General features: G+C 73.5%; 21 protein-coding genes. 14 read left to right on the forward strand and 7 right to left on the reverse strand.

Annotated elements, in window-relative coordinates; genetic code table 11:
* The first annotated feature begins 79 nt into the window (after positions 1-79).
* Positions 80-745, forward strand: a complete 666-nt coding sequence (locus ACBJ32_RS01035) for a M15 family metallopeptidase (protein WP_375124953.1) — start codon at positions 80-82, stop codon at positions 743-745.
* Positions 746-945: 200 nt separating this feature from the next.
* The gene (locus ACBJ32_RS01040; RefSeq protein ID WP_375124954.1) at positions 946-1,500 is read left to right on the forward strand and encodes an isochorismatase family protein; all 555 of its coding nucleotides are present in this window, start codon (positions 946-948) and stop codon (positions 1,498-1,500) included.
* Between the two features lie 81 nt (positions 1,501-1,581).
* Here the strand turns inward: ACBJ32_RS01040 and ACBJ32_RS01045 are convergent, their stop codons facing one another.
* Positions 1,582-2,910, reverse strand: a complete 1,329-nt coding sequence (locus tag ACBJ32_RS01045; RefSeq protein ID WP_375124955.1) for a vanadium-dependent haloperoxidase — start codon at positions 2,908-2,910, stop codon at positions 1,582-1,584.
* 325 nt (positions 2,911-3,235) lie between these two features.
* On the opposite strand from ACBJ32_RS01045, the gene ACBJ32_RS01050 reads away from it, so the two are divergent.
* Positions 3,236-3,589, forward strand: a complete 354-nt coding sequence (locus tag ACBJ32_RS01050) for an Lsr2 family protein (RefSeq protein WP_357887177.1) — start codon at positions 3,236-3,238, stop codon at positions 3,587-3,589.
* Between the two features lie 201 nt (positions 3,590-3,790).
* Here ACBJ32_RS01050 and ACBJ32_RS01055 read toward each other — a convergent pair whose 3' ends face one another.
* Entirely contained in the window at positions 3,791-4,636 is an 846-nt protein-coding gene (locus tag ACBJ32_RS01055) for an aminoglycoside adenylyltransferase domain-containing protein (protein WP_375124956.1), read from the reverse strand.
* 131 nt (positions 4,637-4,767) lie between these two features.
* Between ACBJ32_RS01055 and ACBJ32_RS01060 the strand changes: the two genes are divergently transcribed.
* Complete coding sequence (locus ACBJ32_RS01060; protein ID WP_375124957.1) at positions 4,768-5,256, forward strand: nuclear transport factor 2 family protein; 489 nt, start codon at positions 4,768-4,770, stop codon at positions 5,254-5,256.
* A 172-nt stretch (positions 5,257-5,428) separates the two neighbouring features.
* Positions 5,429-6,031: a peptide deformylase gene (locus ACBJ32_RS01065; protein WP_375124958.1), complete on the forward strand. Its 603-nt coding sequence runs from the start codon at positions 5,429-5,431 to the stop codon at positions 6,029-6,031.
* A gap of 10 nt (positions 6,032-6,041) precedes the next feature.
* Here ACBJ32_RS01065 and ACBJ32_RS01070 read toward each other — a convergent pair whose 3' ends face one another.
* Both ACBJ32_RS01070 and ACBJ32_RS01075 read right to left on the reverse strand, forming a co-directional pair.
* Entirely contained in the window at positions 6,042-6,710 is a 669-nt protein-coding gene (locus ACBJ32_RS01070; RefSeq protein ID WP_375124959.1) for a response regulator, read from the reverse strand.
* Positions 6,674-7,906 carry a sensor histidine kinase gene (locus tag ACBJ32_RS01075; RefSeq protein ID WP_375124960.1) on the reverse strand — a complete coding sequence of 411 codons (1,233 nt, stop codon included), beginning with the start codon at positions 7,904-7,906 and terminating at the stop codon, positions 6,674-6,676. The genes ACBJ32_RS01070 and ACBJ32_RS01075 overlap by 37 nt, the downstream gene beginning before the upstream one ends.
* Positions 7,907-8,085: 179 nt before the next feature.
* On the opposite strand from ACBJ32_RS01075, the gene ACBJ32_RS01080 reads away from it, so the two are divergent.
* From ACBJ32_RS01080 to ACBJ32_RS01100, 5 genes are all read left to right on the forward strand, one after another.
* Positions 8,086-9,090, forward strand: coding sequence for an ABC transporter ATP-binding protein (locus tag ACBJ32_RS01080; protein WP_375124961.1), 1,005 nt, complete (start codon positions 8,086-8,088; stop codon positions 9,088-9,090).
* A complete protein-coding gene (locus tag ACBJ32_RS01085) occupies positions 9,087-11,531 on the forward strand; it encodes an alpha/beta fold hydrolase (RefSeq protein ID WP_375124962.1) in 2,445 nt (814 codons plus the stop codon). Before ACBJ32_RS01080 ends, ACBJ32_RS01085 begins: the two co-directional genes overlap by 4 nt.
* A 153-nt stretch (positions 11,532-11,684) precedes the next feature.
* Positions 11,685-14,129, forward strand: a complete 2,445-nt coding sequence (locus ACBJ32_RS01090; protein ID WP_375124963.1) for a DUF4132 domain-containing protein — start codon at positions 11,685-11,687, stop codon at positions 14,127-14,129.
* 71 nt (positions 14,130-14,200) lie between these two features.
* On the forward strand, positions 14,201-14,833 hold the full coding sequence (locus ACBJ32_RS01095) for a TetR/AcrR family transcriptional regulator (RefSeq protein WP_375124964.1): 633 nt from the start codon (positions 14,201-14,203) through the stop codon (positions 14,831-14,833).
* Between the two features lie 2 nt (positions 14,834-14,835).
* Positions 14,836-15,279: an acyl-CoA thioesterase gene (locus tag ACBJ32_RS01100; protein WP_375124965.1), complete on the forward strand. Its 444-nt coding sequence runs from the start codon at positions 14,836-14,838 to the stop codon at positions 15,277-15,279.
* A gap of 81 nt (positions 15,280-15,360) precedes the next feature.
* On the opposite strand, the gene ACBJ32_RS01105 is transcribed toward ACBJ32_RS01100, so the two are convergent.
* The 3 genes from ACBJ32_RS01105 to ACBJ32_RS01115 form a co-directional block, all read right to left on the reverse strand.
* Entirely contained in the window at positions 15,361-15,891 is a 531-nt protein-coding gene (locus ACBJ32_RS01105) for a hypothetical protein (RefSeq protein WP_375124966.1), read from the reverse strand.
* A 122-nt stretch (positions 15,892-16,013) separates the two neighbouring features.
* Complete coding sequence (locus ACBJ32_RS01110; protein WP_375124967.1) at positions 16,014-16,739, reverse strand: LuxR C-terminal-related transcriptional regulator; 726 nt, start codon at positions 16,737-16,739, stop codon at positions 16,014-16,016.
* A gap of 33 nt (positions 16,740-16,772) precedes the next feature.
* Complete coding sequence (locus ACBJ32_RS01115; RefSeq protein ID WP_375124968.1) at positions 16,773-19,838, reverse strand: methyltransferase; 3,066 nt, start codon at positions 19,836-19,838, stop codon at positions 16,773-16,775.
* A gap of 98 nt (positions 19,839-19,936) precedes the next feature.
* On the opposite strand from ACBJ32_RS01115, the gene ACBJ32_RS01120 reads away from it, so the two are divergent.
* The 4 genes from ACBJ32_RS01120 to ACBJ32_RS01135 all read left to right on the forward strand — a co-directional run bounded on the left by ACBJ32_RS01120 (position 19,937) and on the right by ACBJ32_RS01135 (position 26,080).
* Positions 19,937-20,560: a TetR/AcrR family transcriptional regulator gene (locus ACBJ32_RS01120; RefSeq protein ID WP_375124969.1), complete on the forward strand. Its 624-nt coding sequence runs from the start codon at positions 19,937-19,939 to the stop codon at positions 20,558-20,560.
* A complete protein-coding gene (locus ACBJ32_RS01125) occupies positions 20,560-22,296 on the forward strand; it encodes an ABC transporter ATP-binding protein (protein ID WP_375124970.1) in 1,737 nt (578 codons plus the stop codon). The genes ACBJ32_RS01120 and ACBJ32_RS01125 overlap by 1 nt, the downstream gene beginning before the upstream one ends.
* Positions 22,293-24,245 (forward strand): ABC transporter ATP-binding protein, encoded by a 1,953-nt coding sequence (locus tag ACBJ32_RS01130; protein WP_375124971.1) that lies wholly within the window; start codon positions 22,293-22,295, stop codon positions 24,243-24,245. The genes ACBJ32_RS01125 and ACBJ32_RS01130 overlap by 4 nt, the downstream gene beginning before the upstream one ends.
* Positions 24,246-24,346: 101 nt before the next feature.
* Positions 24,347-26,080 carry an amidohydrolase family protein gene (locus ACBJ32_RS01135; RefSeq protein WP_375124972.1) on the forward strand — a complete coding sequence of 578 codons (1,734 nt, stop codon included), beginning with the start codon at positions 24,347-24,349 and terminating at the stop codon, positions 26,078-26,080.
* Positions 26,081-26,082 lie beyond the last annotated feature (2 nt).

Here is a 26,082-nt window from a genome sequence, read left to right on the forward strand (position 1 = left end):
TCGCATCCGTGGAATTGCAGCGAACTTACAGCGGGCGCCCTCATGCTCGATCGGAAGAGCGAGCGAAGGACCGTAAGACATGACAGATGAATCGATCGTGCTGATGTCGGATCGCCGGCTGCTGGCCATCCCGGTGATCGAGTGCGGCGAACCGCTGTTCGACCTGCGCAAGGTGCCGGAGCTGGCGCTCGACGGCCGCCAGGCCGACGACGCCGGCGCGTACGCCCGGCTACGCATCGGCCTCGTCGATCGCCTGCTGTCGGCGCAGGAGCTCCTGCCCGGGGAACACCGCCTGCTGGTCGTCGAGGGCTACCGGCCCCTGGCGCTTCAGCGGCACTACTTCGACCGGTACGCCGCCGAGCTCCGCGACGCTAACCCCTCGTGGCGCGAGGAGCAGGTCCACACCCAGGCCAGCCGCTCGCTCGCGCCGCCCGAGGTGGCGCCCCACGTGTGCGGGGCCGCCGTCGACCTCACGCTGATCGACGCCAGCGGCGCCGAGCTCGACATGGGCACCCCCGTGAACGCCGGACCGGAGGAGAGCGGTGGCGCCTGCTACACGCACCATCCGGCGCTCCCCTCCCGGCCGCGAGCCAACAGGCGCCTGCTCGCTCAGGCCATGAGCGCGGCAGGTTTCACCAACTACCCGACCGAGTGGTGGCACTGGTCTTACGGCGACAGGTACTGGGCGCTCACGACGGGTGCCCCAGCGGCCGTCTACGGGCCGCTCGACTGGAGCGGATCGTAGGAGCCGGTACGCCGGGGCCCCGTTGTGCACCCACGCCCGCAGCCGGTGGGTGTGCGGTACGCCACGCTACGACCTTCCGGTATGTCGCAGGTATGCCGGGCGGGCTCTTCCTCCACCTGGGCGAGCCGGAGCCGTCAACTTCCGTACGCGGAGCCGCAGTTGTACGGTCGTGCACGACAAACACCGTCCAAGGGGGCAACATGACCACACTGGAGAACCGGCCGAAGACCGCGCTCCTCGTCATCGACGTGCAGAACGGCGTCGTGGCGGCGGCCCACGAGCGCGACGCGGTGGTGGCCAACGTGGCGAGCCTGGTCGACAGGGCGCGGGTCGAGCAGGTCCCCGTCGTCTGGGTGCAGCACAACGACGAGGAGCTCCCGAGGCAGAGCGAGGAGTGGCGGATCGTGCCCGAGCTGAGCAGGGGCGACGACGAGCCGCTGGTCGAGAAGAGCTATCCCGACGCCTTCGAGGACACCACGCTGGAGAGCGTGCTGGCGGGGCTCGGGGCCGGGCGGCTGGTGGTCGCCGGCGCGCAGACCGACGTCTGCATCCGCTCGACGCTGCACGGCGCGCTCGTCAGGGGATACGACGCGATCCTCGTCAGCGACGCCCACACGACCGAGGACATGTCGAAGTGGGGCGCGCCCACGCCCGACAAGGTGATCGCGCACACCAACCTCTACTGGAGGTACCAGACGGCGCCGGGGCGCACGGGCGGGACGGTCGAGACGAAGGACGTCGACTTCGCCGGATGACCGGGCGCGGCGGCGTCAGCGCGCCGGCCGGAAGGCGGCCTGCGGTGCCGCGCACCGGTGCCGGTGCGCGGCGCGGCGGCGTCAGGGCCTCGGCCGGAACTCGTGGGCGACCACGTAGGCCGTGACATTCTTCCCGATCCTGGCCCCCGCCACGTCCGCCGACCGCGTGTGGATGCCGCCCCACACCCGGGCCTCGATCACCTCGGCCAGCGCCTGCGAGAAGCTCCGGAAGTGCCGCGTGGTCCCCGAGTCGGCGCTGTAGCCGCTGAACGGCAGGTCGTCGCGCCCGAAGAAGTGGGTCAGCGCCGACATGCTCGCCCCCGTGTAGCAGGTGTGCCCGGAGGTGTAGTCCGGGTGCGGCGGCGTGCCGAGCAGCGGCGTCCACCCGGGATCGGGGGACGTCGCCGGGTTGCCGTCGTCGCCGGCCAGCCGGATCGCGGTGACGGGCCGCCAGGAGTTCCACGCCGCCTTCTCGTTGAAGCAGGCGATGGTGGCGTCGGCCTCGGCCAGGTTCGTCATCGCGAACATGCGCGCCGTCCGCAGCGTGTCCAGCCGCTGCGACGTCGCGAGCTGCCGCTTGATCTCCCATTCGGTCAGCCGCCGGTCGTGCCACCAGACGGCGGCCTGCGTCTGGTCGGCCGTGCGGACGGTGCTGGTGGCCGAGCCGATCGACTTGACCTCGTTCAGGTCGCGGGCGTAGCGGCGGCTGGTGAGCGCGGGCGGCCCCGAGGTGCGGAACATGGACGCGCTGGGGATGACGAACGGTTTGACGTGCCCGAACCAGGCGCCGTCCGAGGCGAAGGCGGGAGGCGCGGGCCGCCACTGGCCCGGCCGGGTGCCCACGGGCCAGGTCTGATCGCCGAACGCCCCGTCGTCCTTCCGCGCGGCGATCATCGCGGTGGCCGTGCGGGTGCCGATGGCGATGCCCTGCTGCTTGGCGCTGCCGTCGGGGATCTCCGCCAGGGCCTCGTCGTACTGGGCCCGCAGCCGGTCGTGCTGGGCGGGGAAGAGGGCGTCCAGCACGAGGTGACTCGCGGTGGCGACGGCCGCGCTCGCCGACTCGCGCCCGGTGGCGCGCGGCGCGAGCAGGTAAGGCTGGTACGGGCTGCCCGCGATCGCGTTCACCGCGTCGTAGACGGCCCCGTGCACCATCGCGAAGCTGCGCGCGGTGACCTGCGGCGGCTGGCCGGCGACCTCGTAGATGGCCGTCTGGGCGTTCCTGTCCCAGACGACGACCGGGTCGGGAGCCGGGGACGCGCCGTCGGACGCGTGCGCGGCAGGCGAGCCGGCCCAGCCGGCGGCAGGCACGGCAGCCAGGACGCCGGTGAGGACGGCGGTGAGGACGGCGGCGGCAACGGATGAGCGAGCGGTCTTCCGCGGCAGGGCACTTGCGCCCCATGACCTGTGCATGGCTGCAAATTACTTCGCCTGCCGCATTCATCACAGCGGGCGAGCGGTCGAAAAGTCCAAAACGACATACCCGAAAAGCGGTGCGGGGAGGCCTGCCGGGGTGCGGGCAGCCGGGTTCCAATGAAACGACCGGCTGCTCAAAGCGGCACGGTTGAAGGCTGAATCTTCCGGTACGGAGATTTATTTAGGTAGAATGACCAAGGCGAACTCATGCTGGTCCGCCCATCCGTGCACAGAAAATTTCCGGTAAATCTCGATACGGCTTGACGGCATCGCGCAGAGCGCTACAGTACCGCACAACCTGGGGCTGAATTGGAGTGCCAGCATGGCCAAGAGGTTGATTGAAACGATCACGGACGACTTCGACGGCTCCCCCATGGAGGACGAGAACCCCGTCTCCTTCAGCATCAAGGGTGACCGGTTCGTCATGGATCTGAAGCCCGAGAACGAGGACAGGCTACGCGCGGCCCTGGCGCCCTTCATCGCCAAGGCGCGCCGCGACGAGACGACCCACACGTCGCGGCCTCGCGTCCGCCGCACCACCGGCGGCGCGACGCGGGCCATGAGCAAGGAGAAGAGCCAGGAGATCCGGCAGTGGGCCAAGGCGCACGGCCTGCCGGTCAGCGAGCGCGGCCGCATCGCCTCTTCTGTGATCCAGAAGTACGAGGCCGCGCACTAGATTGGCCCGGGAAAGGCCCCCTTCAATAGGGGGCCTTTCCTCATGCCCGCGCCAGGCGGACTTTAGGGGGCCGCATACGCCGGGATAAAGCGCGAAGCCGCCGGGAAGCCATTTCAAAGGAGCCCTTCAGCCGTTCCTCGCCCTGGCCCGCGACATTGACGAACGCGGCCAGGAGCCGTGAGCCGGGCCCGGCGAAGACGATCACACTACGGATCCCGCGCTCGCGATCACCTCGCGCATGAACTCGCCCACCAGCCGGGGCAGCGCGCGCCGATCGGCCAGGGACGCGTCGCCGCCGGCGGGCGCCGGCCGCCCGAGCCGCCGGGCCAGCGCGAGACGGATCAGCGGGTGCCAGCGCGCCTCGAAGGTGTCCAGCGCGTACTCCGCCGCGGCCTCCTTCGAGATCACCTCCCCCGTCACGATCGTGTGGTGCAGCCGGGGAGGCGACAGCACCGTGGCCAGCGCCACCCGGTGGGCAGGCTGCAGCGGCTTGCGCGGGGGCCTGCTCGACAGCGCCCTGTCGGCCCAGGTGGTGAAGTGGCCGTGCAGCTGCCGCAGATTCCACTCGCGAAGCTTGCCCGGCTCGGGGTCGAGGCCCAGCTCCTCCGGGGCGGGGCCGCGTACCGTGACGCCCTTCTCCAGGAGCACCTTCCACACCACCGGGTTCGCCTCGAACCCTCGCCCCCGCTTGAAGGACGACCCGCTGTGCGAGGCGACGGGGCGGATGCGCGTGACCGGCTCGCCCAGGTCGCCCGCCGCGACGAAGACGCCGTTCAGCGTGCCCGGGATGGCCGGGCGGGCCCGGACGAGCGCCTGCCAGGCCGCCGGCACGTTGCCGGCCTTGTGCAGCAGGGACAGCCGGCGCAGGTCGCGCTCGCCGAGGTCACCGTCCAGCGCGGCGACGAAGTCGATGTCGCTGCGGCCGGCCTGCCAGGCGCCCAGCGCGACCGAGCCGACGACGTAGAACCCGCGGATCCGCCCCGGGACCAGCCGGTCGGCCACGGACAGGTAGCGGGAGACCGCACGTTCCACCTCGTTCGGCAGCATGGGCAAAGGCTTGCACAACCGGCGCCACGCCGTCAGCCGATCGCGCGCCGGCCGGCGGCCACCTCACATTCCGCGGCGTCGCGGCGTCGTACTGCTGAGAAGGACACACCATCCAGCGAGCAGGAAAACCGATGAACGATTTTCAGGCCATCGCCGACCGCGTCGAGATCGAGGCGCTGCGCGGCGAGTTCACCGACGCCGCGATGATGCGTGACTACGACCGCCTGGCGTCGCTGTTCACGCCGGACGGCGTGCTGCGGATGCCCAACATCCCGGCCGAGCTCGCCGGCCCCGAGGAGATCCGCACGTGGGGGCGGCGGGTGCCGGGCTTCGTGGAGTTCCTGGTGCAGACGACGCATCCGGGCGTGATCCGGGTCGAGGGGGACACCGCGACCGGCCGCGCGTACATGCAGGAGCTCGGGCGGTTGCGTGATGGGCGGGCGGAGTCCAACTTCGCGATCTACCACGACCGGTACCGGCGGACCGGCGACGGGTGGAGGTTCACGGAGCGGGTGTACGAGGTCAGGTACCACGACACCACGCCGCTGACGGGCGCGCCGCCCGAGGCCGCGGCGACGCCTTCGGAGAACGAGGCTCCGGCGGAGCTGCCAAGCCGCTGAGCCGGCCCCTTCAGCGGGGGCGAAGGGGCCGGGGGGTGGTGCGCCACGGCGCACCATGCTCTACCGTCTGCTCAGCGACCACGAACGGCCACCGCACGGAAGGACCCCCTCGCATGGAACACGAGTACACCTCCGGCGGCGGGCGGCGCCCGGGTGCGGCGGGAGGCGCGCGATGAGCGGCGGTGCGAAGCTGGTCGAGCAGGTGCAGGCCCTGCTGGCGGCGCCCAGGCCCTGGTCCGTCACGCAGGTCGGCGACCCGGTGCTGCGCCGCCGGGCCGAGCCGTACGACGGCCAGCTCCCCGACGCCCTGCTGCGCGAGTTGCTCGACGCGATGTTCCGGCACCTGCCGGGCGTCGGCGTGGGGCTGGCCGCTCCGCAGGTCGGCATCCCCCTGGCGCTGGCGGTCATCGAGGATCCCGCCGAGGTGCCGGCGGGGGTCGCCGCCGAGCGGGAACGCGCGCCGCAGCCGCCGCTGGAGCTCGTCAACCCCGTCGTGACCCCTCTCGGGTCCCGCTACCACGCCTTCTACGAGGGTTGCCTGAGCGTCGAGGGGCTGACCGCCGTCGTCCCGCGGCACGCGCTGGTCCGGCTGTCGGCCGCCGACGGCAGCGGGCGCCCGTACGAGATGGAGCTGTCCGGCTGGCCGGCGCGCATCGCCCAGCACGAGACCGACCACCTGAACGGCGTCCTGTACCTCGACCGGGCCGAGCCGCGCTCGTTGTCGACCGTCGCCAACCACGAGCGCTTCCAGGCCCCGCGCGCCGGCGCCGGGTGAACGGCACCCGCTACGTGCGACGGCCCGCGGACGGGGCGGACTGCAGGTAGGCCAGGACCGCCATGACACGCCGGTGGTGGTCGTCGGACGGGGGCAGGCCGAGCTTGGTGAAGATGTTGTTCGTGTGCTTGGCGATCGCCTTGTCGGTGACCTGGAAGCGGGCGGCGATGGCCAGGTTGGACATGCCCTCGGCCATCAGCTCCAGCACCTCGCGCTCGCGCGGGGTGAGCGTGGCCAGCGGCTCGTCCCGGCCCCGGCGGGTCAGGAGCTGGGTGACGACCTCCGGGTCCATCGCGGTGCCGCCGGCGGCGACCTGGCGGACGGCGTCCACGAACCGGTCGACGTCCCCGATCCGGTCCTTCAGCAGGTAGCCGACGCCGCCGGAGCGGTCGGACAGCAGCTCCCTGGCGTAGAGCTGCTCCACGTACTGCGACAGGATCAGCACGGGCAGCCCCGGAACGCGGCGGCGGGCCTCCAGCGCGGTGCGCAACCCCTCGTCGGTGAAGCCGGGCGGCAGCCGCACGTCGATCACGGCCACGTCCGGGCGGTGCTCGACCAGGGCCCGCAGCAGCATGGGGGCGTTGTCGACGGCCTGCACCACCTCCAAGCCGTTCGCCGACAGCAGGCGGACCAGGCCGTCCCTCAGGAGTGCGAGGTCTTCGGCGATGACAACGCGCACGGAAGCTCCATGATCAGTTCGGTGGGGCCGCCGGGAGGGCTGCTCACGGTGAGCGAGCCGTCGAAGGCGGACAGGCGGTTCTCGATGCCGAGCAGGCCGGTGCCGGCGTCGCGGCGGGCGCCGCCGTGGCCGTCGTCGCCCACGGTCAGGCTGAGCACACCGGCGTTGTGCCGCAGGCGTACCCAGGCGTGGGAGGCGCCGCTGTGCTTGGTCACGTTCGTCAGGGCCTCGGCGGCGGCGAAGTACACGGCGGACTCGACGGGCGGCTGCAGCCGGTCGCGCAGGTCGAGGTCGAGCGTGACCGGCACGGGGCAGAGCAGCGCGGACGCCTCGATGGCGCCCGCCAGGCCGCGATCGGCCAGCACCGGGGGATGGATGCCGCGTACCAGGTCGCGCAGGTCCGCCAGGGCCTCGCCGGCGACCTGCCGCGCCTCGTCGATCACCCGCCGCAGCTCGTCGGGGTCGCGGCAGCCGCGCGCCAGGCCCAGGTGCATGCGGATGGCGATCAGCTTGGCCTGGGCGCCGTCGTGCAGGTCGCGCTCGATGCGGCGCAGCTCGGCGGCGCGCGCGTCCACCACCGCGGCCCGCGACTCGGTCAGCTCCCGGATGCGGGCGTCCGGGGTCTGCGGCGGGTCGAGCAGGAGCCGGGCGAGCCGGGCCTGGCCGGTGCGGAACAGGGACACGGACATGAGGATGACCACGGCGATGGCCGCGATGGACAGGCTCATCGCGAACGTGTTCAGCGAGCTCTGCTCCAGCGGGTGCAGCCTGAAGAAGACGTAGTCCAGGGCGGTGAGCATCGCCCACGTCGCCGCCAGGGGAGCGGGGCCCGCCACGCCGTGCACGGCCAGCCAGAGCAGGGTGCGGCGGATGGTGGGAGCCGGTGGTGACGGCTCGCGCGGGGGCCGGTCCGCCCGGCGGCGGTGGGACGTGGCCAGGCGGCGGGCCAGGGCGAGCGTACGGGAGAGCGGCACGGCACCGGCCACCGGCGCCAGGGCGGCGCTCAACCCCAGCAGCACCAGCAACGCGAGCGCGACCAGCCCGGTGACGGCGTTCAGCACCAGCTCCGCCAGGCCGGCGACGGCTCCGGCCGCCCGCCCGGCCAGGCCCCTCGCCAGCCTGCGTCCATGAGTCGACGGCGCCTTGGCGGTTCTCGGCGTCGTGTCGCCGCCGGTCGCGGGTCGTGTCCGGATCACCCATGCAGTCTGCCCTGCCCGCGAGCGGAAGGCGGTGGGGCTGGCCCCACCCCCGAGGTGGCGATTTTCCACCCGGGCCGGTAGGCGGACGCCCATGGAGACAGGGCTTCCCGGCCGCCACTCTGGTCACGCCGCCCTCCCGGCACCGGGCGGGCCGACGCGGACGACGAGGGAGAGACGTGATCGAAGTGAGGGGCCTGACCATGCGGTACGGCCGCACGGTCGCCGTGGACGACTTGACCTTCACCGTGAAACCGGGCTTGGTGACCGGTTTCCTGGGCCCGAACGGGGCGGGCAAGTCCACGACCATGCGGGCCGTGCTCGGGCTGGAGATCCCCGACGCCGGCGAGACGCTGGTGGACGGCCGCCCGTACGCGTCGCTGCGCCGCCCCATGCTCACGATGGGCGCGCTGCTCGACGCCGGGGCGGTGCACGGCGGCCGGACCGCCCGCGCCCACCTCGGCTGCCTGGCGCGCAGCAACGGCATCGGCCCCCGCCGGGTCGCCGCCGTGCTCGGCCAGGCCGGGCTGGCGGAGGTCGCGGACAGGCGCATCGGCGGGTTCTCCCTGGGGATGAAGCAGCGGCTGGGCATCGCGGCGGCGCTGCTCGGGGATCCGGCGGTGCTGATGTTCGACGAGCCGCTGAACGGGCTGGACCCGGAGGGCATCCGCTGGATCCGCGACCTGCTGCGCTCGCTCGCGGCCGAGGGCCGTACCGTCCTGCTGTCCAGCCACCTGATGAACGAGCTGGCGCTGACCGCCGACCACGTCGTCGTCATCGGCCGCGGCCGCCTGATCGCCGACACGACCACGGACGCGCTCGCCGGCCGCTTCCGCCGCGACGTGCTGGTACGCGCCGCGGACCCGGACCGGCTCGCGCAGCTCCTGCGCGCCCGCGGCGCCACGGTGACCACCACCGAGGAGCCGGCCCGGCCGGTGACCACGGAGGACCCGGGCCGGCCGGTGACCACGGAGGAGCCGGGGCGGGCGGATGCCGGCGCGGGAGGGGTTCTGCTCGTGCGGGGCGCGGACGCGGCCGCCATCGGTGACCTCGCGCTGCGGGCGGGGATCGCGCTCCGGGAGCTCACGCCGCGCAGCGCCTCCCTGGAGGAGGCGTTCATGGAGCTCACCGAGGACAGCGTCGAGTACGGCGCCCGCCGTCCGGTCACGGAGGCGGCCCGATGATCGACGTGATCGCCTCCGAATGGCACAAGCTCCGCTCGCTCCGCTCGAACGGCTACCTGCTGGCCGCCTCCCTCCTCGCCGTGCTGGTCTGCGCGGGGGTGGCGTACCTGATGATCCGCGGGTACGACGCCCAGACGCCGGCGGAGCGGCTGCGCTTCACCACCAACGGCGACGGGCTGGGCACCGGGCTGCCGGTCGCGTACTTCGTGTTCGGCACGCTGGGCGCGCTCACCGTCACCTCCGAGTACGCCACCGGCATGATCCGCACGAGCCTGGTGGCGGTGCCGCGGCGGCAGCTCCTCCTGTTCGCCAAGGCGCCGGGGCTGGCCGCCGTCACCCTGGCCGGCGGGCAGGTCCTGGCGTTCGCCATGCACCTGTCCGCGCAGGCCGTGCTCGGCGACCGCGCCGGTCAGATCCTGCTCGACGGACGGACCCTGGGCACCGGGCTCTCCGAGCCGGGCGTGCTCACCTCGGTCGTCGTCTCCGGACTGTCCATGACGGCGGCGGCGCTGATCGGGCTGGGCGTGGGAGCGGCCATCCGCTCCACCCCAGGTGCCCTGGTCGCGCTCGTCATGATCTTCCTGGTGGTGCCGTTCGCCGTCCGGGTCCTGCCGTCGCAGGTGCGGGCGCAGGCCGGGTCGTACCTGTTCGAGAGCCTGCCGCAGCAGATCGCCGGGGTGGGCGGCGGCGTGCTCGCCCCGCAGGCGGCGGCCGGGCTGCTGGCCGCCCACGTCGCCGCGGCACTGGCGGCGGGGGCGGCGGGGATCGCGCCCAGGGGGCGCAAGGTGCGGGCGCCGGCCGTGGGGGTGGTCGCGACGCTGGTGACGGGGCTGGTGGCGGTGCCCGCCGCCGCCGGCTCGCCGGCACTCGCCGAGCGGCCCGCGAACGGGCTGATGGCTCCGGGCGACTCGCCAGGATTGGTGGCTCTGCCCACCGTGAGCGGCTCGTCGGGGTCGGAGCCGTCCGTCGAGAGCGGCTCGTCGGGGTCGGAGCAGTCCGCCGAGAGCGGGTCATCGGAGCCGTCCGCCGGGAGCGGGGCAGTGGCGCGTGGCGCGGGTGACGCGCCTGCCTGGCGGCCGTGCGCGGACAAGGACGCGCCCAGGGACATGCGCTGCGCCACCGTACAGGTGCCGGTGGACTGGAAGCGCCCGGAAGGACGGAAGCTCAACATTCCGGTCGCCCTGCTCCCGACCTCAGGCGCGGAACGCCGCATCGGCACGCTCTTCTCGATCCCGGGCGGCCCCGGGGCGTCGGGGATCGACGACCTGAAGCAGTTCCACGGGCGGTTCGCGGAGGTGCGCGACCGGTTCGACGTGGTGAGCTTCGCGCCGCGCAACACCGTCAAGCCCGGCGGGGCGCTGCCGTACGAGTGCCTCGCCACCGGACCCTGGATCACCCTGCCGCAGGATCGCGCCCAGTACGCGGCGCTGGAGCGGGTCAACCGCGAGCACGCGCAACGCTGCCGCGCCGCCGACCCCGAGCTCTTCGACCACATGGACTCGGCCTCCGTCGCCCGGGACATCGAGGCCGTCCGTGCCGCGCTGGGCGAGGAGCGGCTGAGTTTCCTGGCCAACTCCTACGGCGGGACGCCCGCGACCGCGTACGCCCGCCTGTTCCCCTCCCGGGTCCGCGCCATGGTCCTGGACGGCACCGTCGCCCACGCCGAGGACACCGCGGCCGGCGAGCCCCGCCGTTACGCGGTCGCGGAGCAGCAGGTGGAGCGGTTCGCCGCCTGGTGCCGGTCGGCCACGGCCTGCGCGCTGCACGGCCGGGACGCAGGGGAGGTGTGGCGCCGGCTGGTGGCCGCCGCGGACCGGTCGCCGGTGCCGGTGAAGAACGATCCGGCCAGGGCCGCGTACAGCGGGTTCGACCTGAAGGTGGCCGCCGCCCCCAGCTTCACCGCACCGGGCACCGAGCCGGACGTCCCGCGCTGGGTCCAGCTCGCCGACGCGATCGAGCAGGCCGCGGCCGGTGACGCCGCCGGGTTCGCCGACTACGTGCGGCAGGCGTCGGGCAGCCCCAAGGTGCCCTCGCTCGTCGGCCAGAACATGACGCACTGCCTCGACGGCAAGGGGTACGGCGGCTACGAGGCGTACCGGAAGGCACTGCGGAGGGCGCGCGAGCTCTCGCCGAACTTCGCGGGGCAGCGCTCCTGGTGGCCGCTGGCCTGCGCCGGCTGGCCCGCGCCCGTCACGAACCCGCCGGCCCCGCTGCCCGCCGCCGGGCTGCCGCCGTTCCTGGGGGTCGGGAGCTGGATCGACCACACCGAGGTCGAGACCATCGTCCGTCACCTGCCCGGCTCGGCGACCCTCCGGTACGAGGGGCACGGCCACACCCTCTACCTCCAGGGCCCGAGCGGCTGCGTCACCGCCCACGTCAACCGGTACCTGACGACCCTCAGGCTCCCGCCGCCGGGCACCGCCTGCCGGCCCGCGTCCTGACGGGGCCCGGGTCATGGCGGTGGCCCGGGTCATGGCGGGGGGCTGGATCACGGCGGCCAGGGTCATGGCGGACGAGGGTCGCGCGGAGCGCGAGACCGTGCTCGGCCTGCGGCGGCGTGCTTTTGTCGGTCGGGTGCGGCAATCTGCTGACCCGTGAACGTGATCCACCTGCTCTCGCCGGAAGCCCAGTACCTCCACCGTCACCTGACCGAGCCCGGCCTCGGCTACCCCGACCCGTGGCCCGACGCGTCCCGGCTGACGGCGGCCGATCTGGGCCACCTGCTGCCGCTCGCCTACCGGACCCGAGGCACGGGCCCCGCCTTCTCGATGCGGTGTGTCGTCGAGGGCGAGGTCAGGCAGCGGCAGCCGGAGTTCACCCCCGAGTCCTGCCTCGCGCTCTACGAGGCGCTGGCCGACGGGCTGGACAGGCGCAAGTGGGCCGACGTGTGCCTGGCGGCGGGCGCGCTGCTGCGGTGCCCCGGCGGGGCGCCGCGGGCCGGGCTGTCCGGGATCGCGCGGGTGCTGACGGAGTTCATGGTGGCGCACTCGCGGTTCGAGGAGCCGTACGCGCTGCTGGCCGTGGCCGGGGTCGCCGGGATGGACGTGGAAGGGAAACCGATGGACGAGCCGCAGGGGTCGCTGGCGGTGGCCGAGCGTGATGTGGTGCTGGGGCTCGATCCCGCGGGCAGGGCGCTGGTGGCCGAGGTGGGGCCCCGCTCGTACGGGTCGCCGCCCGAGCTGCCCGGCGTCTGGGAGCGGCTGGCGGCGCTGACGCCGTACGCGGACTTCGCCCGTTCCGCGCTGGAGGCGGCCGAGGCGCGGGTGGCCGCGATCCACGCGGGCGAGCTGCCGTACCGTGCAGACAAGGCGTTCAGCGCGGCCGAGGTGCCGGCGCTCGGCCGGGCAGCGAGGCTGGCGCTCCACTGCGACGCGCCGTGGCTGCCCGAGCTGCTCGGCAGCCTGCTGACCCGGGTGGCCGTCGCGCCGACGAAGGCCAAGACGCTGCCGTCGCAGGCGCTGCTGTTCGAGATCGGCAGGGCGGTCGGGCGGTTCCCGACGCCCGAGGCCGTCACGGCGCTGCGCGCGGCCCGCGCGGCGACCCGGCACGCCGGTGTGGTCAAGCAGCTCGACCGCATGATCAAGAAGGCCGAGCCGGGGCTGGCCGATCGGGTCGAGGTGGCCTTCCGCATGCCGGACCTGGGGTTCGGCCCCGGAGGGCGGCTGGAGGTGCCGCTGGGGGAGCACACCGCGGTGGTCTCGCCGGGCGCGGGCGGGGAGTTCGAGCTGGGCTGGTGGCAGGGCGGCAAGGCGCTCAAGAGCGTGCCGGCGGCGGTGCGCAGGGAACATCCCGAGGAGGTCAAGCGGCTGCGCGAGCTGGTCAAGCAGGTGCGGCGGCAGGTGACGACGCTGTGCCGGGCGCTGGAGGCCGGGTTCGCGGGGGAGATGTCGTGGCCGTACGGGACGTGGCGCGAGCGGGTCGCCGGGCACCCGATCGCGGGCACGGTGGCGGCCCGGCTGATCTGGGAGGTGGAGGCCGCTCCCGGCGAGTGGCGGGCCCTGCCGCCCGCGTTCGCGCCGGGACCCGGGCTTGCCGCGCCCGGCGGGCTCGCCGCGGAGGACGGACCGGACGCGGCGGGCGGGCCGGAGGCGGCCGGTGCGGTGGACGGCGCGATTGGCGGCACGGTGCACGGCGAGGTGGACGGGCGGCGGGTGCGGTTGTGGCATCCGGCGCGGGCGGGCGCCGAGGAGGTGGCCCGGTGGCGGGAGGCCGTGACGGAGGGGCGGGTCAGGCAGCCGTTCAAGCAGGCCTTCCGCGAGGTCTACCCGCTGACGCCGGCCGAGGAGGAGACGGCCGCCTACTCCAACCGGTTCGCCGCGCACGTCGTCGACTACCGGCGGCTGTACGCGATGTTCCGGGCCAGGAACTGGGAGTCCAGGATGCTCGGCCCGTGGGACGGCGGTGACACGGACGCGGCCACCCGGGTGCTGGCGGAGGGCCGCTGGCGGGTGTCGTTCCACCACGACTACCTCTACGACGAGCCGGGCGAGTACGCCACCACCGACCAGGTCCGCTTCCACCGGCGCGGCGACGAGGGCGCCTGGCGGGAGGCGCCGCTGGCCGAGGTGCCGCCGCTGGTGTTCAGCGAGGCCATGCGCGACGTCGACCTGTTCGTGGCGGTGACCTCGATCGCGGCCGACCCCCGCTGGGCCGATCGCGGGCACGACCGCCACCTGACCTACTGGCGCGACACCTCCACCGGCCCGCTGCAGCCCTCGGGCGAGGTGCGCCGCGACGCCCTGGCCCGCATCCTGCCGCGCACGGCCATCGGCGGGCGCTGCACCCTCACGGACCGGTTCCTGGTCGTCCGCGGCGACCTGCGCACCTACAAGATCCACGTGGGCAGCGGCAACATCCTCATGGACCCGGGCGACGTCTACCTGTGCATCGTGCCCGAGCAGCGCCGCGACGAGCGGCTGTTCCTCCCGTTCGAGGAGGACGACCGGCTGGCGCTCATCCTCAGCAAGGCTCTTCTCCTGGCCAGGGACACGGAGATCACGGACGAGAGCATCCTCAGGCAGATCAAGGGCGGGGGGTGACGCGCGCGCCGCAGGCCCGCGGTCGGGAGCCCAACTATACAAACGACCGATCGTTCGTATAGTTTGGCGGCATGACGCAGGACGGCCGGCGGCTGCGTGGGTTGCGCAGCCGGGAGGTGATTCTCGAGCAGGCGGTGGGCCTGGCCTCCGTCGAAGGGCTGGACGGGCTCTCGCTGGGCCGGTTGGCGGCGGCCACCGGCACCAGCAAGTCCGGATTTTTCGCTCATTGGCGCGACAAGGAGCAGCTGCAGCTCGACGCCGTCGAATGGGCCGCCCGCCAGTGGAAGGAGCACGTCGTGGCGCCCGCCATGAGCGCTCCGGCCGGGGTGCGGCGGCTGTTCGCGCTGCACGAGGCGCGGCTACGGTTCTACGGCGACGGCGTGTTGCCGGGCGGATGCTTCTTCTTCACCGTGCAGGCCGAGTTCGACGACCGGCCAGGAGCCGTGCACGACCGCATCGCGCGCGCCATGGGCGAGTGGCAGGAGTTCATCCAGCGGCTGGTGGCGCAGGCCAAGGAGCTGGGTGAGCTGGTGGAGGGCGCGGACCCGGCGCAGCTCGCGTACGAGATCGACGCGCTCGGGGAGATGGTGATCATCCACTCCCGCCTGCACGACGGGCCCGCCGCCCTCGCCCACGCCCGCCGCGCCGTCCTGCAGCGGCTGCGCGCGCTCTGCCCCGAGCCCGCACTTCTCCCGGAGGATTGATCATGATGATGGAAGACGGCGTGCACGAGCCTGTCCAGGTGCATTTCGACGATCTCGACGCCATGGGCCTGTTGCACAACTCCCGGTACGCGTTGCTGGTCGAGCGGGCCATCGGGGCGTACTGGCAGCGCCTCGGCTGGTCGCCCGACGCGGCGCGATCGGTGTTCAAGGACGTGTTCCTGGCGGTGCGGGAGTTCAAGGTGACCTACCACGCGCCGATCGTGGGGGCGGGCGAGCCCGTGGTGCACTTCTGGATCGAACGGCTGGGCCGCACCAGCGGCGTGTACGGCTTCCGCGTGCTGTCGCCGGACCGGGAGGTGGTGCACGCCGACGGCTATCGGGTGAACGTCAACCTCGACCCGGCCACGCTGCGGCCCACACCGTTCAGCGACGAGCTGCGCACCGCCGCCGAGCCCCTGATGCGCCACGCGGCAGCGGCCTGCTGACGTCCGGATCCCGGGCCGAGCGGCCGTCCGGCCGGCCACCGGCGTCCGGCTGCGGGCCGCGGCCGGACGGGTGCCAGGGCTTCAGCGCGTGCCGGCCGCCACGGTACGCCAGCTCACGGTCACGGTGCCCGCCAGCAGCACGATCCCCGACAGCACGCCGCTGAGGAACGGCACCCAGGCCGCCCCGGACGTCGGCGCGAGGACGAGCCCCGCGACGCCGAGCAGCGTGAGAACCGCGCCGGGGACGGCGATGTCCCAGCTCTTCCAGATCGGTGCCAGCGCGACGAAGTGCACCCCGACCACCAGCGCGACCCACGCCACGTTGGCCTGCTCGGGAGCTCCCAGCGCCGCGAGCACCCGCAGGCCGCCGAACAGCAGGACCGCCTCGGCGGCCACGACGGCGAGATACCCCCGGCCGAACATGGCTCCCCGAGGGGCGCCGCCGGTGTCGCGCTGCCCGCGGGCGGCGGTGAACCACAGGGCGAGCACGCCCGCCGCGGCCAGGCCGGCGGCCACCCGGAGGAGGAGCACGGCGGTGCCGCTGAGCGGGTCGTGCGTGTTCACGAAGACGAAGACGGCGCCGAACATCGCGCCGATGAGCAGTCCGGTCATGCGTTGCATGACGATCATTGAACGGCACCCCGGGTCGCGCCCGCACGGGCCCTGGGGCGAGTCCGAGGTCGGCCTGGCCCTACCTGGCCGTCCCCCGCAGATGGGCGAGGGCCGGCCGGGCCCTACCTGGCCGTGCCCCGCAGGTAGGCCAGCACCGCCAGCACCCGCCGGTTGTCGTCGGCCGTGGCCGGGATCTCCAGCTTGGCGAACAGGCTGGCCACGTGCTTCCCCACGGCCGCCTCCGTGATGGACAGCGCCCGGGCGACGGCGCTGTTGGAGCGCCCTTCGGCGATCAGCGCGAGCACCTCGCGCTCCCTCGCGGTCAGCCGGTGCGTCGGCTCGGTGACGTCCCTGGCCCTGGCCCACGTCCGCTCGAACAGGTCGATCAGGGCGGTGATCAAGCTCTGCTGCCTGATCACCAGCGCGCCGGGAGCGTAGGCGACGGGGGTGGGCCGGAGGAAGGCCACCGTGCGGTCGAAGATGACCAGCTGCTGGATCGGCTCGTCGACCACCCGATGCAGATCGCCGGCGGCGTGCAACTGCCTGATCCGCGCCGCGTGGAGCGGTTTGTCCAGCACGCCGGCGTGCACGATCGTCCGCATCCGCATGCCGCGCTCCAGGGCGTCGAGGTTCTCGCGCCGGGTCGTGCGCTCGTCCCGTGCCGTGTCGGCCAGCCCCACCGGCTGCATGGCGCGTAACTCGTCGGCGGAGAGCGCGGCCTCGGAGATCCGCTGCCGGACGAGCGGGCTGTCCTCCAGCCGTTCGACGTCCACGGGGAGTCCCCGCAGATCGTTCACCACCTCTTCGAGCCGCCGGGCGAGCTGGGCCAGCGCCGCGCTCTCTTCCACAGGCCTCCCTCCACACACGAACCCTGTCCCATGCTAGACAAGGCCGGGCCCTTGATCAGGCGGTGGCGCTTCATGATCTACTTTGTAAAGGGTCGGGCCGTCTGCCGGGTCGAAGCAGAGCACGATCTCACCGAGGGTCGCGCCCTCCCGCATCGACGCCAGGGCATCCCGTACGCGGGCCGCGGGATAGGCGCCGTACGGCAGCGGCAGGCACCAGTCCTGCGCCGCTCCGGCCATGACCTCGGCGAACACGTCCGGATCCGACGGGTCCGCGGCGCCGAGCTCCACGTACCGCCCGTCGGTGGCCAGCGCCCGGTCCCAGCCGGACGGGGCGGGCCCCGCCAGCACCTCGGCGCCCCGGCCGTCCGTCAGCTCCAGCACCCGGCGGGGCGCGTCCGGGGCGAGGGCGTCGAGCACCCGCCAGGCGCCGAAGGTGAGCAGGAGGTCGCGCTGGGCGGGGGTCCGGGCGGCGGCGACGACGCGGGCGCCGCAGTGGCGGGCGTGCCGCAGCGCGGCCAGGCCGAAGCCGGTGGCGTCGTCGTGCAGGAGCAGGGTTTCGTCCGGTGACAGCTTGGCCTGGACGGTCAGGGCGAGGTGGGCGTGCAGGTTCGGCAGCGGTGCGGTGGCGGCCTCGGCGTCGGTCGTGCCCGCGGCGGTGGTGGTGAGGAGGCGGGCCGAGGTGAGGACGTGGGAGGCGGGCGCGCCGGGGGCGAGTCCGGCCACGCGGTTGCCCGGTCTGATGCCGGAAACGCCGTCGCCCACGGCGGTGACCAGGCCGGCGCAGGACCACCATCCGGTCCGCCGGGTGCCCGGCCTCTTTCCCGGGCCGGGCGGCAAGGTGGCGGCGCGTACCTCGACGGTGACCAGGCCGGGGCCGGGGGGTGGGGGTGGGGTGGTGCGGATCCATGCGGGTTCAAGGGCGTCGGGGTCTCCGAGGTCGAGGACGTAGGGGGCGGGAGGGGTGTGGGGCAGCTCGCGGATGACGAAGCGGCCTCTCGGTGTCAGGACGATCTCGTGCTCGCCCGGGGTGGACAGCAGCTCGCGGGCCAGCCTGCGGGCGTCGGCGGCCAGGGTCTCGCCGGGGTGCAGGGTGATGCGGGGGAGGTGCAGGGCGGGGTGCTCGCGGGCGATGGACCTGGCGGCCTCCCGGATGGCCGCGTCGGCGGGGGCGGGTGGTTGTCCGGGGGCGGAGGGGCGGGTCACGACGTACAGTGATCGCCTGACGGATGCGGGGAGCGCGTCGAAGGCCCGTGCGATGGCCCGCAGCACCCCCGCCCCCGCCCCCGCCCTCGCGCTTGTGCCAGCGCCCGACCCCGCGCTTGTGTCAACGCCTGCGCCCGCGAGACCGCCCGCGCTCGCGCTCGCGTCAGAGCCTGAGCTTGCGCTTGTGTCAGAGCCTGTGCCCGCGTGCGGTGGCTCGTTGTCGGGGTGGGGGGCGCGTTCGGCGGGCACGAACGTGACGGCCACTCTCTCGTCGGCCGGTCGGCCGGACACCAGGTCCCGCCACCGCTCGGGTTCCTGCCCGGCGAGCACCGCGACCGCTCGCCCCACGCTGCCCGCGGCGCCTCCGGTCGCGTAGCCCGCTCCGTCTCCGGTCACGCCGCTCGCGCCGCCTCGCGTCGCCGTGCCCGCGCCGCCCCCGCCGCCTCCCGTTGCCGTGCCCGCGTCGCGTCCGGTCGCGTTGCCTTTGGTGGTGCCGTCTTCGGTGGTGCCGCTTTCGGGGGTGCTGGTTGTGGGGTTTCGAGCGGGTTCGGATGGGGTGGTGTTCCCGTCCGGTGTGGTCAGGAGGCGGGCGACCGCGTCGGCCAGGGGGAGCTCGTTCTCGGATTCCGCGGCGATGATCCAGCGGGTCTTCGTGGCGGCGGGCGGGAACGGGCGGGGGCGGGTGCGGGCGCGGGGTCGGGCGGCCAGGAGGATGGAGAAGGTGTCCTGGCCGGAGCGGGTGTCGTCGCCGGCCCGGGCGATGTGGGTGAAGCCGCATTCGCGCAGCAGCGGCGGCCACTGCTCGCGGCGCAGCAGCACGGTGCGCGGCCGCAGGAGGTCGTCCTCGGCGGGCCAGGCGTGCTCCAGCGTGCCGAAGGCGCCGAGCAGCGGGCCGGGGTCGTGGGTCTCGATGGCCAGCAGGTGCCCGCCGGGGGCGAGCAGGCTGCGTACGCGGTCCAGCGCGGCGGGCAGGTCCCGGGCGGTGTGCAGGGCGTTGGCCGCGATCACGACGTCGTGGCCGCCGGAGGCGAAGCCCTGGGAGGTGGGGTCGGTGTTGAGGTCGAGCGGGTGGTGGTCGAGGAAGCCGTGGCCGGAGAAGCGGTGCCGGGCGGCGGCGCAGGCGAGCGGGCTGGGGTCGGTGAGGGTGTAGCGGGTGAGGTGGGGCGGCAGGAGCGGGAGCAGGGCGGCGGTGGTTCCGCCGGTGCCCGCGCCCACCTCCAGCACCCGCAACGTGCGCTCGCCCGGCCAGGCGGCGATGATCTGGCCGAGCAGGGCCCGTGCCACCCGGTTGGTGAAGCGGCACACCGGCGCGACGTCGTACAGGTGCTGGAGGAGGCCGTCATCGAGCAGGTCGAGGGGGTTGCGCTCGCCGCGGAGCACGGCGGGGAGGTGGCGTCCCGCGTGGGTGCTGAGCGCCACTTCGGCGAGGAAGGCGGGGTGCCGCTGGAGGAGGGCGCGGGTGAGCTCGTCGGGGTCGGCCGGGCTGGTGAGAAGCCACCTGCCCTCCGGCCACGAGCACGCGTCCTCGGGCCTCGGGTGTGCCAGGTCGTGTTCGCGCAGCAGGCGGAGGAGGGTCGTGACGAGGCGGCGGTGGCGGGGGAGGAGGCCGGCGGCGATGAGGTCGTCCACGGTGAACGGGGTGGTGGTCGCGGTGGGGAGCACGCCGGTGAGGGCGCCGGCGAAGCGGTGCAGGAGGGCGTGGTTCGCCTCGGGGAGGAAGCGTTCGTAGCGGGTGGCGCGCCAGGCCGTGCGGATCCGCTCGATCTGCTCGCCGGCCCGGGCGAGGATCACGCCGGGCATGGGCAGCCCGCACGTCTCGTCCCCGCCCGGCGAGTACGGGGCGGCGCGGCCCCAGGTGATCGTCGGCGGCTGCTCGACCTCGAGTTCGCAACGCATATGACTACTGTGCGTGCCTAAAGGGCCACATTCCCGCCCGCTGTCCTCGCCATAAAACCACTTGAATGAGTGAGTACTCGCTCATTACGCTCCCGGGCATGAACAAGAGGCGGAGGGTGCCGGCGATGGCGCCGGAGGACCGCCGGGCCGCGCTCATCGCCGCCACCATCCCGCTGCTGCGGGAGTACGGTGCCGCGGTGAGCACCCGCCAGATCGCCGAGGCCGCGGGCGTGGCCGAGGGCACCATCTTCGGCGTCTTCCCCGACAAGGCGACGCTGCTGCGGGCGGCGCTGATGAGCGCCTTCGACCCGCGGCACGCCGTGGACGCGCTGCAGGCCATCGGCACGCGGGACGGGCTGCGCGAGCGGCTGCGCGAGGCGGTCGCGACGATCAGGGCGGGGATGAAGGCCAACGCCAACCTCCTGTCCGTGCCCCGGGAGCTGATGGCCGAGGACGCCGGGTTCGGGCAGCGCATGATGGAGGGCCGGCGCCGGATCGAGGCCGCGCTGGCCGCCCTGATGGAGCCCGATCGCGACCGGTTGCGGCGCTCGCCCGAGGCCGCGGCGCAGCTGCTGCTCATGCTGACCGCGGTGTCCGTGCATCGCGGCTTCGACCACGCCGGCGGCTTCGCGGACATGGAGGACGCGGAGATCGTCTCCGTGCTGCTCGACGGGCTGCTCGTCAGGCCCTTACCCGACCCCGACCGAGAGAGCCCCTGCTGATGTTGTTCCGTCTGTTGCGGGCCCAGCTCAGGCCGTACCGGAAAGAGATCGCGCTCGTCGTGCTCTTCCAGTTCGTGCAGACGCTGGCCACGCTCTATCTCCCCACGCTCAACGCCGACATCATCGACGACGGCGTCGTCAAGGGCGACACCGGTTACATCATGCGCGTCGGGCTGGTGATGCTCGGTGTGACGCTCATCCAGATCGTCTGCGCGACCGTGGCGGTCTACTACGGCGCCCGCACCTCGATGGCCCTGGGCAGGGACCTGCGGGCCGCGATCTTCCACCGGGTGCAGGACTTCTCCGCGCAGGAGGTCGGCAGGTTCGGCGCGCCGTCGCTGATCACCCGGACCACGAACGACGTGCAGCAGATCCAGTTGCTGGTGCTGATGGCGTTCACCATGATGGTGGCCGCGCCGATCATGTGCGTCGGCGGCATCGTGCTGGCGCTGCGGCAGGACGTGACGCTGTCGTCGCTGCTGCTCGTCGCGCTGCCGGTGATGATCGTCGTGGTGGCGCTGATCGTGGTGCGGATGCGCCCGCTCTTCCGCACGATGCAGGAGCGCATCGACCGGATCAACCAGGTGCTGCGCGAGCAGATCACCGGCATCCGGGTCATCAGGGCGTTCGTCCGAGACCGGTACGAGCGCGAGCGGTTCGCCGTGGACAACGACCGGCTGACCGAGGTGTCGCTGCAGGTGGGGCGGCTGATGGCGCTGATGTTCCCCCTGGTGATGATGGTGGTGAACGTCTCCAGCGTCGCCGTGGTGTGGTTCGGCGGCCACCGCATCGCCGACGGGGCCATGGAGGTGGGCGCGCTCACCGCTGTCATCTCCTACCTCATGCAGATCCTCATGTCGGTGATGATGGCGATGTTCATGTTCATGATGATCCCGCGGGCCGAGGTGTGCGCCGAGCGCATCGAGGAGGTGCTGGCGACCGAGCCGACCGTGCACCCGCCGGCGGTCCCCGTCGTGCCGGAGCGCCACGACGGCGAGCTGGAGCTGCGGTCGGTGGACTTCCGCTACCCGGGCGCGGAGGAGCCGGTGCTCTGCGGCGTGAGCTTCGCGGCGCGGCCCGGCCGTACCACCGCGATCATCGGGAGCACCGGCAGCGGCAAGACCACGCTGCTCAACCTGATCCCGCGGCTGTTCGACGCGACCGCGGGCCAGGTGCTGGTGGACGGCGTGGACGTGCGCGACCTCGACCAGGACGCGCTGTCGCGGGCGGTCGGCCTGGTGCCGCAGTCGCCGTACCTGTTCACCGGCACGGTCGCCTCCAACCTGCGCTACGGCAGGCCGGACGCGACCGACGAGGAGCTGTGGCGGGCGCTGGAGGTGGCGCAGGCGCGCGAGTTCGTGGAGGCGATGCCGGGCGGGCTGGACGAGCCGATCTCCCAGGGCGGCACGAACGTGTCGGGCGGCCAGCGCCAGCGCCTGGCCATCGCGCGGACGCTGGTGCACCGGCCGGAGATCTACCTGTTCGACGACTCGTTCTCGGCGCTCGACTACGCCACCGACGCGCGGCTGCGTGCCGCGCTGGCCGCGGAGATCGCCGAGGCCACGATCGTGATCGTGGCCCAGCGGGTGAGCACGATCCGCGACGCCGACCGCATCATCGTCCTGGAGGACGGGCGGGTGGCCGGCAGCGGCACCCATGCCGAGCTGATGGACGGCTGCCCGACGTACCGGGAGATCGTGCTGTCGCAGCTCACGGAACAGGAGGCGGCAGCGTGACGACACAGGCGCCGGCGCGGCGCCCGCAGCCCGGCTTCGGCCCCGGGCGGATGATGGCGGGCCCGGCCGAGAAGGCGCTCGACTTCGGCGGCACGCTGCGCAAGCTGATGCGGCTGCTGCGTCCCGAGCGGGCGATGCTGGTCGTCGTCCTGGTGGTCGGCGCGGCCGGCGTGGCGCTGACCGTGGCGGGCCCCAAGATCCTCGGCCAGGCGACGGACGTGATCTTCACGGGCATCATCGGGGCGCAGCTGCCCGCCGGGGTCAGCAAGGAGCAGGCCGTGGCGGGGCTGCGGGCCGGCGGGCAGGACACGTTCGCCGACATGGTGGCGTCGATGAGCGTCGTGCCGGGCCGCGGCATCGACTTCACCGCCCTGGCGCACGTGCTGGGCTGGGTGCTGGCGCTGTACCTGGTGGCGGCGCTGCTGGGGATCGTGCAGTTCCGGCTGACGACCGTGGTGGTGCAGCGGGCGGCGGCGCGGCTGCGCGAGCGGATCGAGGGCAAGCTGGCGCGGCTGCCGCTGAGCTACTTCGACGGCCAGCCGCGCGGTGAGATCCTCAGCCGCGCCACGAACGACACCGACAACATCGCGCAGACGTTGCAGCAGACGATGAGCCAGCTCATCTCGTCGGTGCTGACGGTCGTGGGAGTGCTGGTGGTGATGTTCTGGATCTCGCCGGTGCTGGCGCTGATCGCGCTGGTGACGGTGCCGGTGTCGGTGTGGGTGACCGCGGTCGTCGGCAAGCGGGCGCAGCCGCAGTTCATCGAGCAGTGGTCCTCGACGGGCAAGCTCAACGGCCACATCGAGGAGATGTACGGCGGGCACACGCTGGTCAGGGTGTTCGGCAGGCAGAAGGAGGCGGCCGGGACCTTCGAGGAGCACAACGAGGCCCTGTTCGCCTCCGGCTTCCGCGCCCAGTTCATCTCCGGCGTCATCCAGCCGGCCATGATGTTCATCGGCAACCTCAACTACGTGCTGGTCGCCGTGGTGGGCGGGCTCAAGGTGGCCTCGGGCTCGATCTCGCTGGGCGACGTGCAGGCGTTCGTGCAGTACTCGCGGCAGTTCAGCCAGCCGCTGACCCAGCTGGCCGGCATGGCGGGCCTCGTGCAGTCGGGCGCCGCCTCGGCCGAGCGGGTCTTCGAGCTGCTGGAGGCGCCCGAGCAGTCGGCCGAGCCGGCCGACCCCGCACGGCCGGCGGAGGTCAGGGGGCGGGTGGCGTTCGAGAACGTGTCCTTCAGGTACGCCGAGGACCGGCCGCTGATCGAGAACCTGTCGCTGACCGTGGAGCCCGGCCAGACGGTGGCCATCGTGGGCCCCACGGGAGCCGGCAAGACGACGCTGGTCAACCTCATCATGCGGTTCTACGAGGTGACGGGCGGCCGTATCACGCTCGACGGGGTCGACATCGCGCGGATGTCGCGCGAGGAGCTGCGCGCCGACATCGGCATGGTGCTGCAGGACACCTGGCTGTTCGGCGGCACGATCGCGGAGAACATCGGCTACGGCGCGGAAGGCGCCACGCGCGAGCGGATCGAGGCGGCCGCGCGGGCCGCCCACGTGGATCGCATCGCGCACACGCTGCCCGACGGTTACGACACGGTGATCGACGAGGAGGGCGCGGCGGTCAGCGCGGGGGAGAAGCAGCTCATCACGATCGCGCGGGCGTTCCTGTCGGAGCCGGCGATCCTGATCCTGGACGAGGCGACCAGCTCGGTCGACACCCGGACAGAGGTGCTCATCCAGCGGGCGATGAGCTCGTTGCGCGAGGGGCGGACGAGCTTCGTGATCGCCCACCGGCTGTCCACGATCCGCGACGCCGGCCTGATCCTGGTGATGGAGGACGGGCGGATCGTCGAGCAGGGCACGCACGAGTCGCTGCTGGCCGCGGGCGGCGCCTACGCCCGGCTGTACTCGGCCCAGTTCGCCCAGGCGGCCGCGGAGGTCGACTGAGAGGGGGCGGCCGGACACGCGCGGGGGACGCGTTCCGGCCGCCTCCCATGCCGTAGGGTGTTCGAGCGATCGCTCACCGTACGCGACAGCCGAAGGACGCGATGTTCGACTTGATCATCAAGGGGGGCCGCTGGTTCGACGGCGCGGGAAGCCCGTCCGCGCTGCGCGACCTGGGGGTGCGGGCCGGGCGGGTGGCGGCCGTCTCGGCCGAGCCGCTGCCGCAGGCGGGGTGCCGGCGGGTGCTCGACGCGGGCGGCTGCTGGGTGCTGCCGGGCTTCCTGGACGTGCACACCCACTACGACATCGAGGTGCTGCTGTCCCCGGGGCTGCCGGAGTCCGTACGGCACGGCGTCACCACGGTCGTGCTCGGCAACTGCTCGCTGTCGGCCGTCTACTGCGCCGCCGACGACGCGGCCGACCTGTTCAGCCGGGTCGAGGCGCTGCCGCACGCCGCCGTGCTCGACGCCCTGAAGCGGCATCGGAGCTGGTCGGGCGCCGACGAGTACGTGCGGGCGCTGCTGGCCCGTCCGCTCGGCCCGAACGTGGCCGCCTTCCTGGGCCATTCCGACCTGCGGGCGTACGTCATGGGGCTGGGCCGCGCGGTCGGCGCCGGCCCGGCGTCGGGGCAGGACCTCGACCGGATGACGGCGCTGCTCGACCGCGCCCTGGACGCCGGCTTCCTCGGCCTGTCCACGGTGACCAGCACGCACTGCCGCCTCGGCGGCGAGCGGTTCCGGTCGGCGCGGCTGCCGTCCACGTTCGCGGGCTGGCGCGAGTACCGCGCGCTGCACCGGGTGCTGCGCGCCCGCGGCCGGGTCCTGCAGAGCGCCCCCGGCACCGCCGGGCCGTGGGACAGCCTGCTGTTCTTCCTGGCCAGCGCCGGGCTGCGGGTGCGCCCGCGGCTGAAGACGTCGCTGCTGGCGGCGCTCGACCCCAAGACCGCGCCCGCGCTGCCGGCCGCGCTGGCGCGCGCGACCGCGCCGGCCAACCGGCTGCTGGGGGCGGAGGTGCGCTGGCAGCACCTGCCGGTGCCGTACGAGCTGTACGCCGACGGCATCGATCTTGCGATCTTCGAGGAGTTCGGCGCCACGGCGGCCGCGCTGCACCTGCGGCAGGAGGCCGAGCGGGCGCGGCTGCTGTCGCGGCGGGCGTACCGGCGGTGGTTCCGCCGCGACTACGACAGCCGGTTCCGGCACCTGTACGACGCCGAGATCGTCTCCTGCCCCGACGAGGGGATGGTGGGCCGGTCGTTCGGCGAGGTGGCGCACGCGCGGGGGCGGCACCCGGCCGAGACGTTCCTCGACCTCGTGGTCGCGCACGGGTCGCGGCTGCGCTGGCGCACGACGATCGCCAACCACCGGCCGCACGTGCTGGACCGGCTGGCCTGCGATCCGGCGGTGCACCTGGGGTTCGCCGAGTCGGGGGCGCACCTGCGCAACATGGCCCACTACAACGTGCCGTTGCGGCTGCTGCAGCGGGTGGTGGCCGCGCAGGCGGCCGGCCGGCCGTTCATGACGGCGGAGCAGGCGGTGCACCGGCTGACCGGCGAGCTGGCCGGCTGGTTCGGGCTGCGGGCGGGCACGCTGCGCGCGGGTGACCGGGCGGACCTGGTCGTGGTGGACCCGGCGGGGCTCGACGACCGGCTGGCCGCCTACCACGAGGCGCCCATGCCGGACTTCGGCGGCGTGCGGCGCATGGTGAACCGCAGCGACGCCGCCGTCAGGGCGGTGTGCGTGGCGGGCGAGCCGGTCTTCGAGCGGGGCGCCTTCGCCGCCGGTTACGGCAGCGCGCGGCGCACCGGCACGTTCCTGGGGGCGGACCGGCGGTGCGCGTGACG

The sequence above is a fragment of the Nonomuraea sp. GTA35 genome (genome assembly GCF_041950525.1).
Lineage (GTDB): Bacteria > Actinomycetota > Actinomycetes > Streptosporangiales > Streptosporangiaceae > Nonomuraea.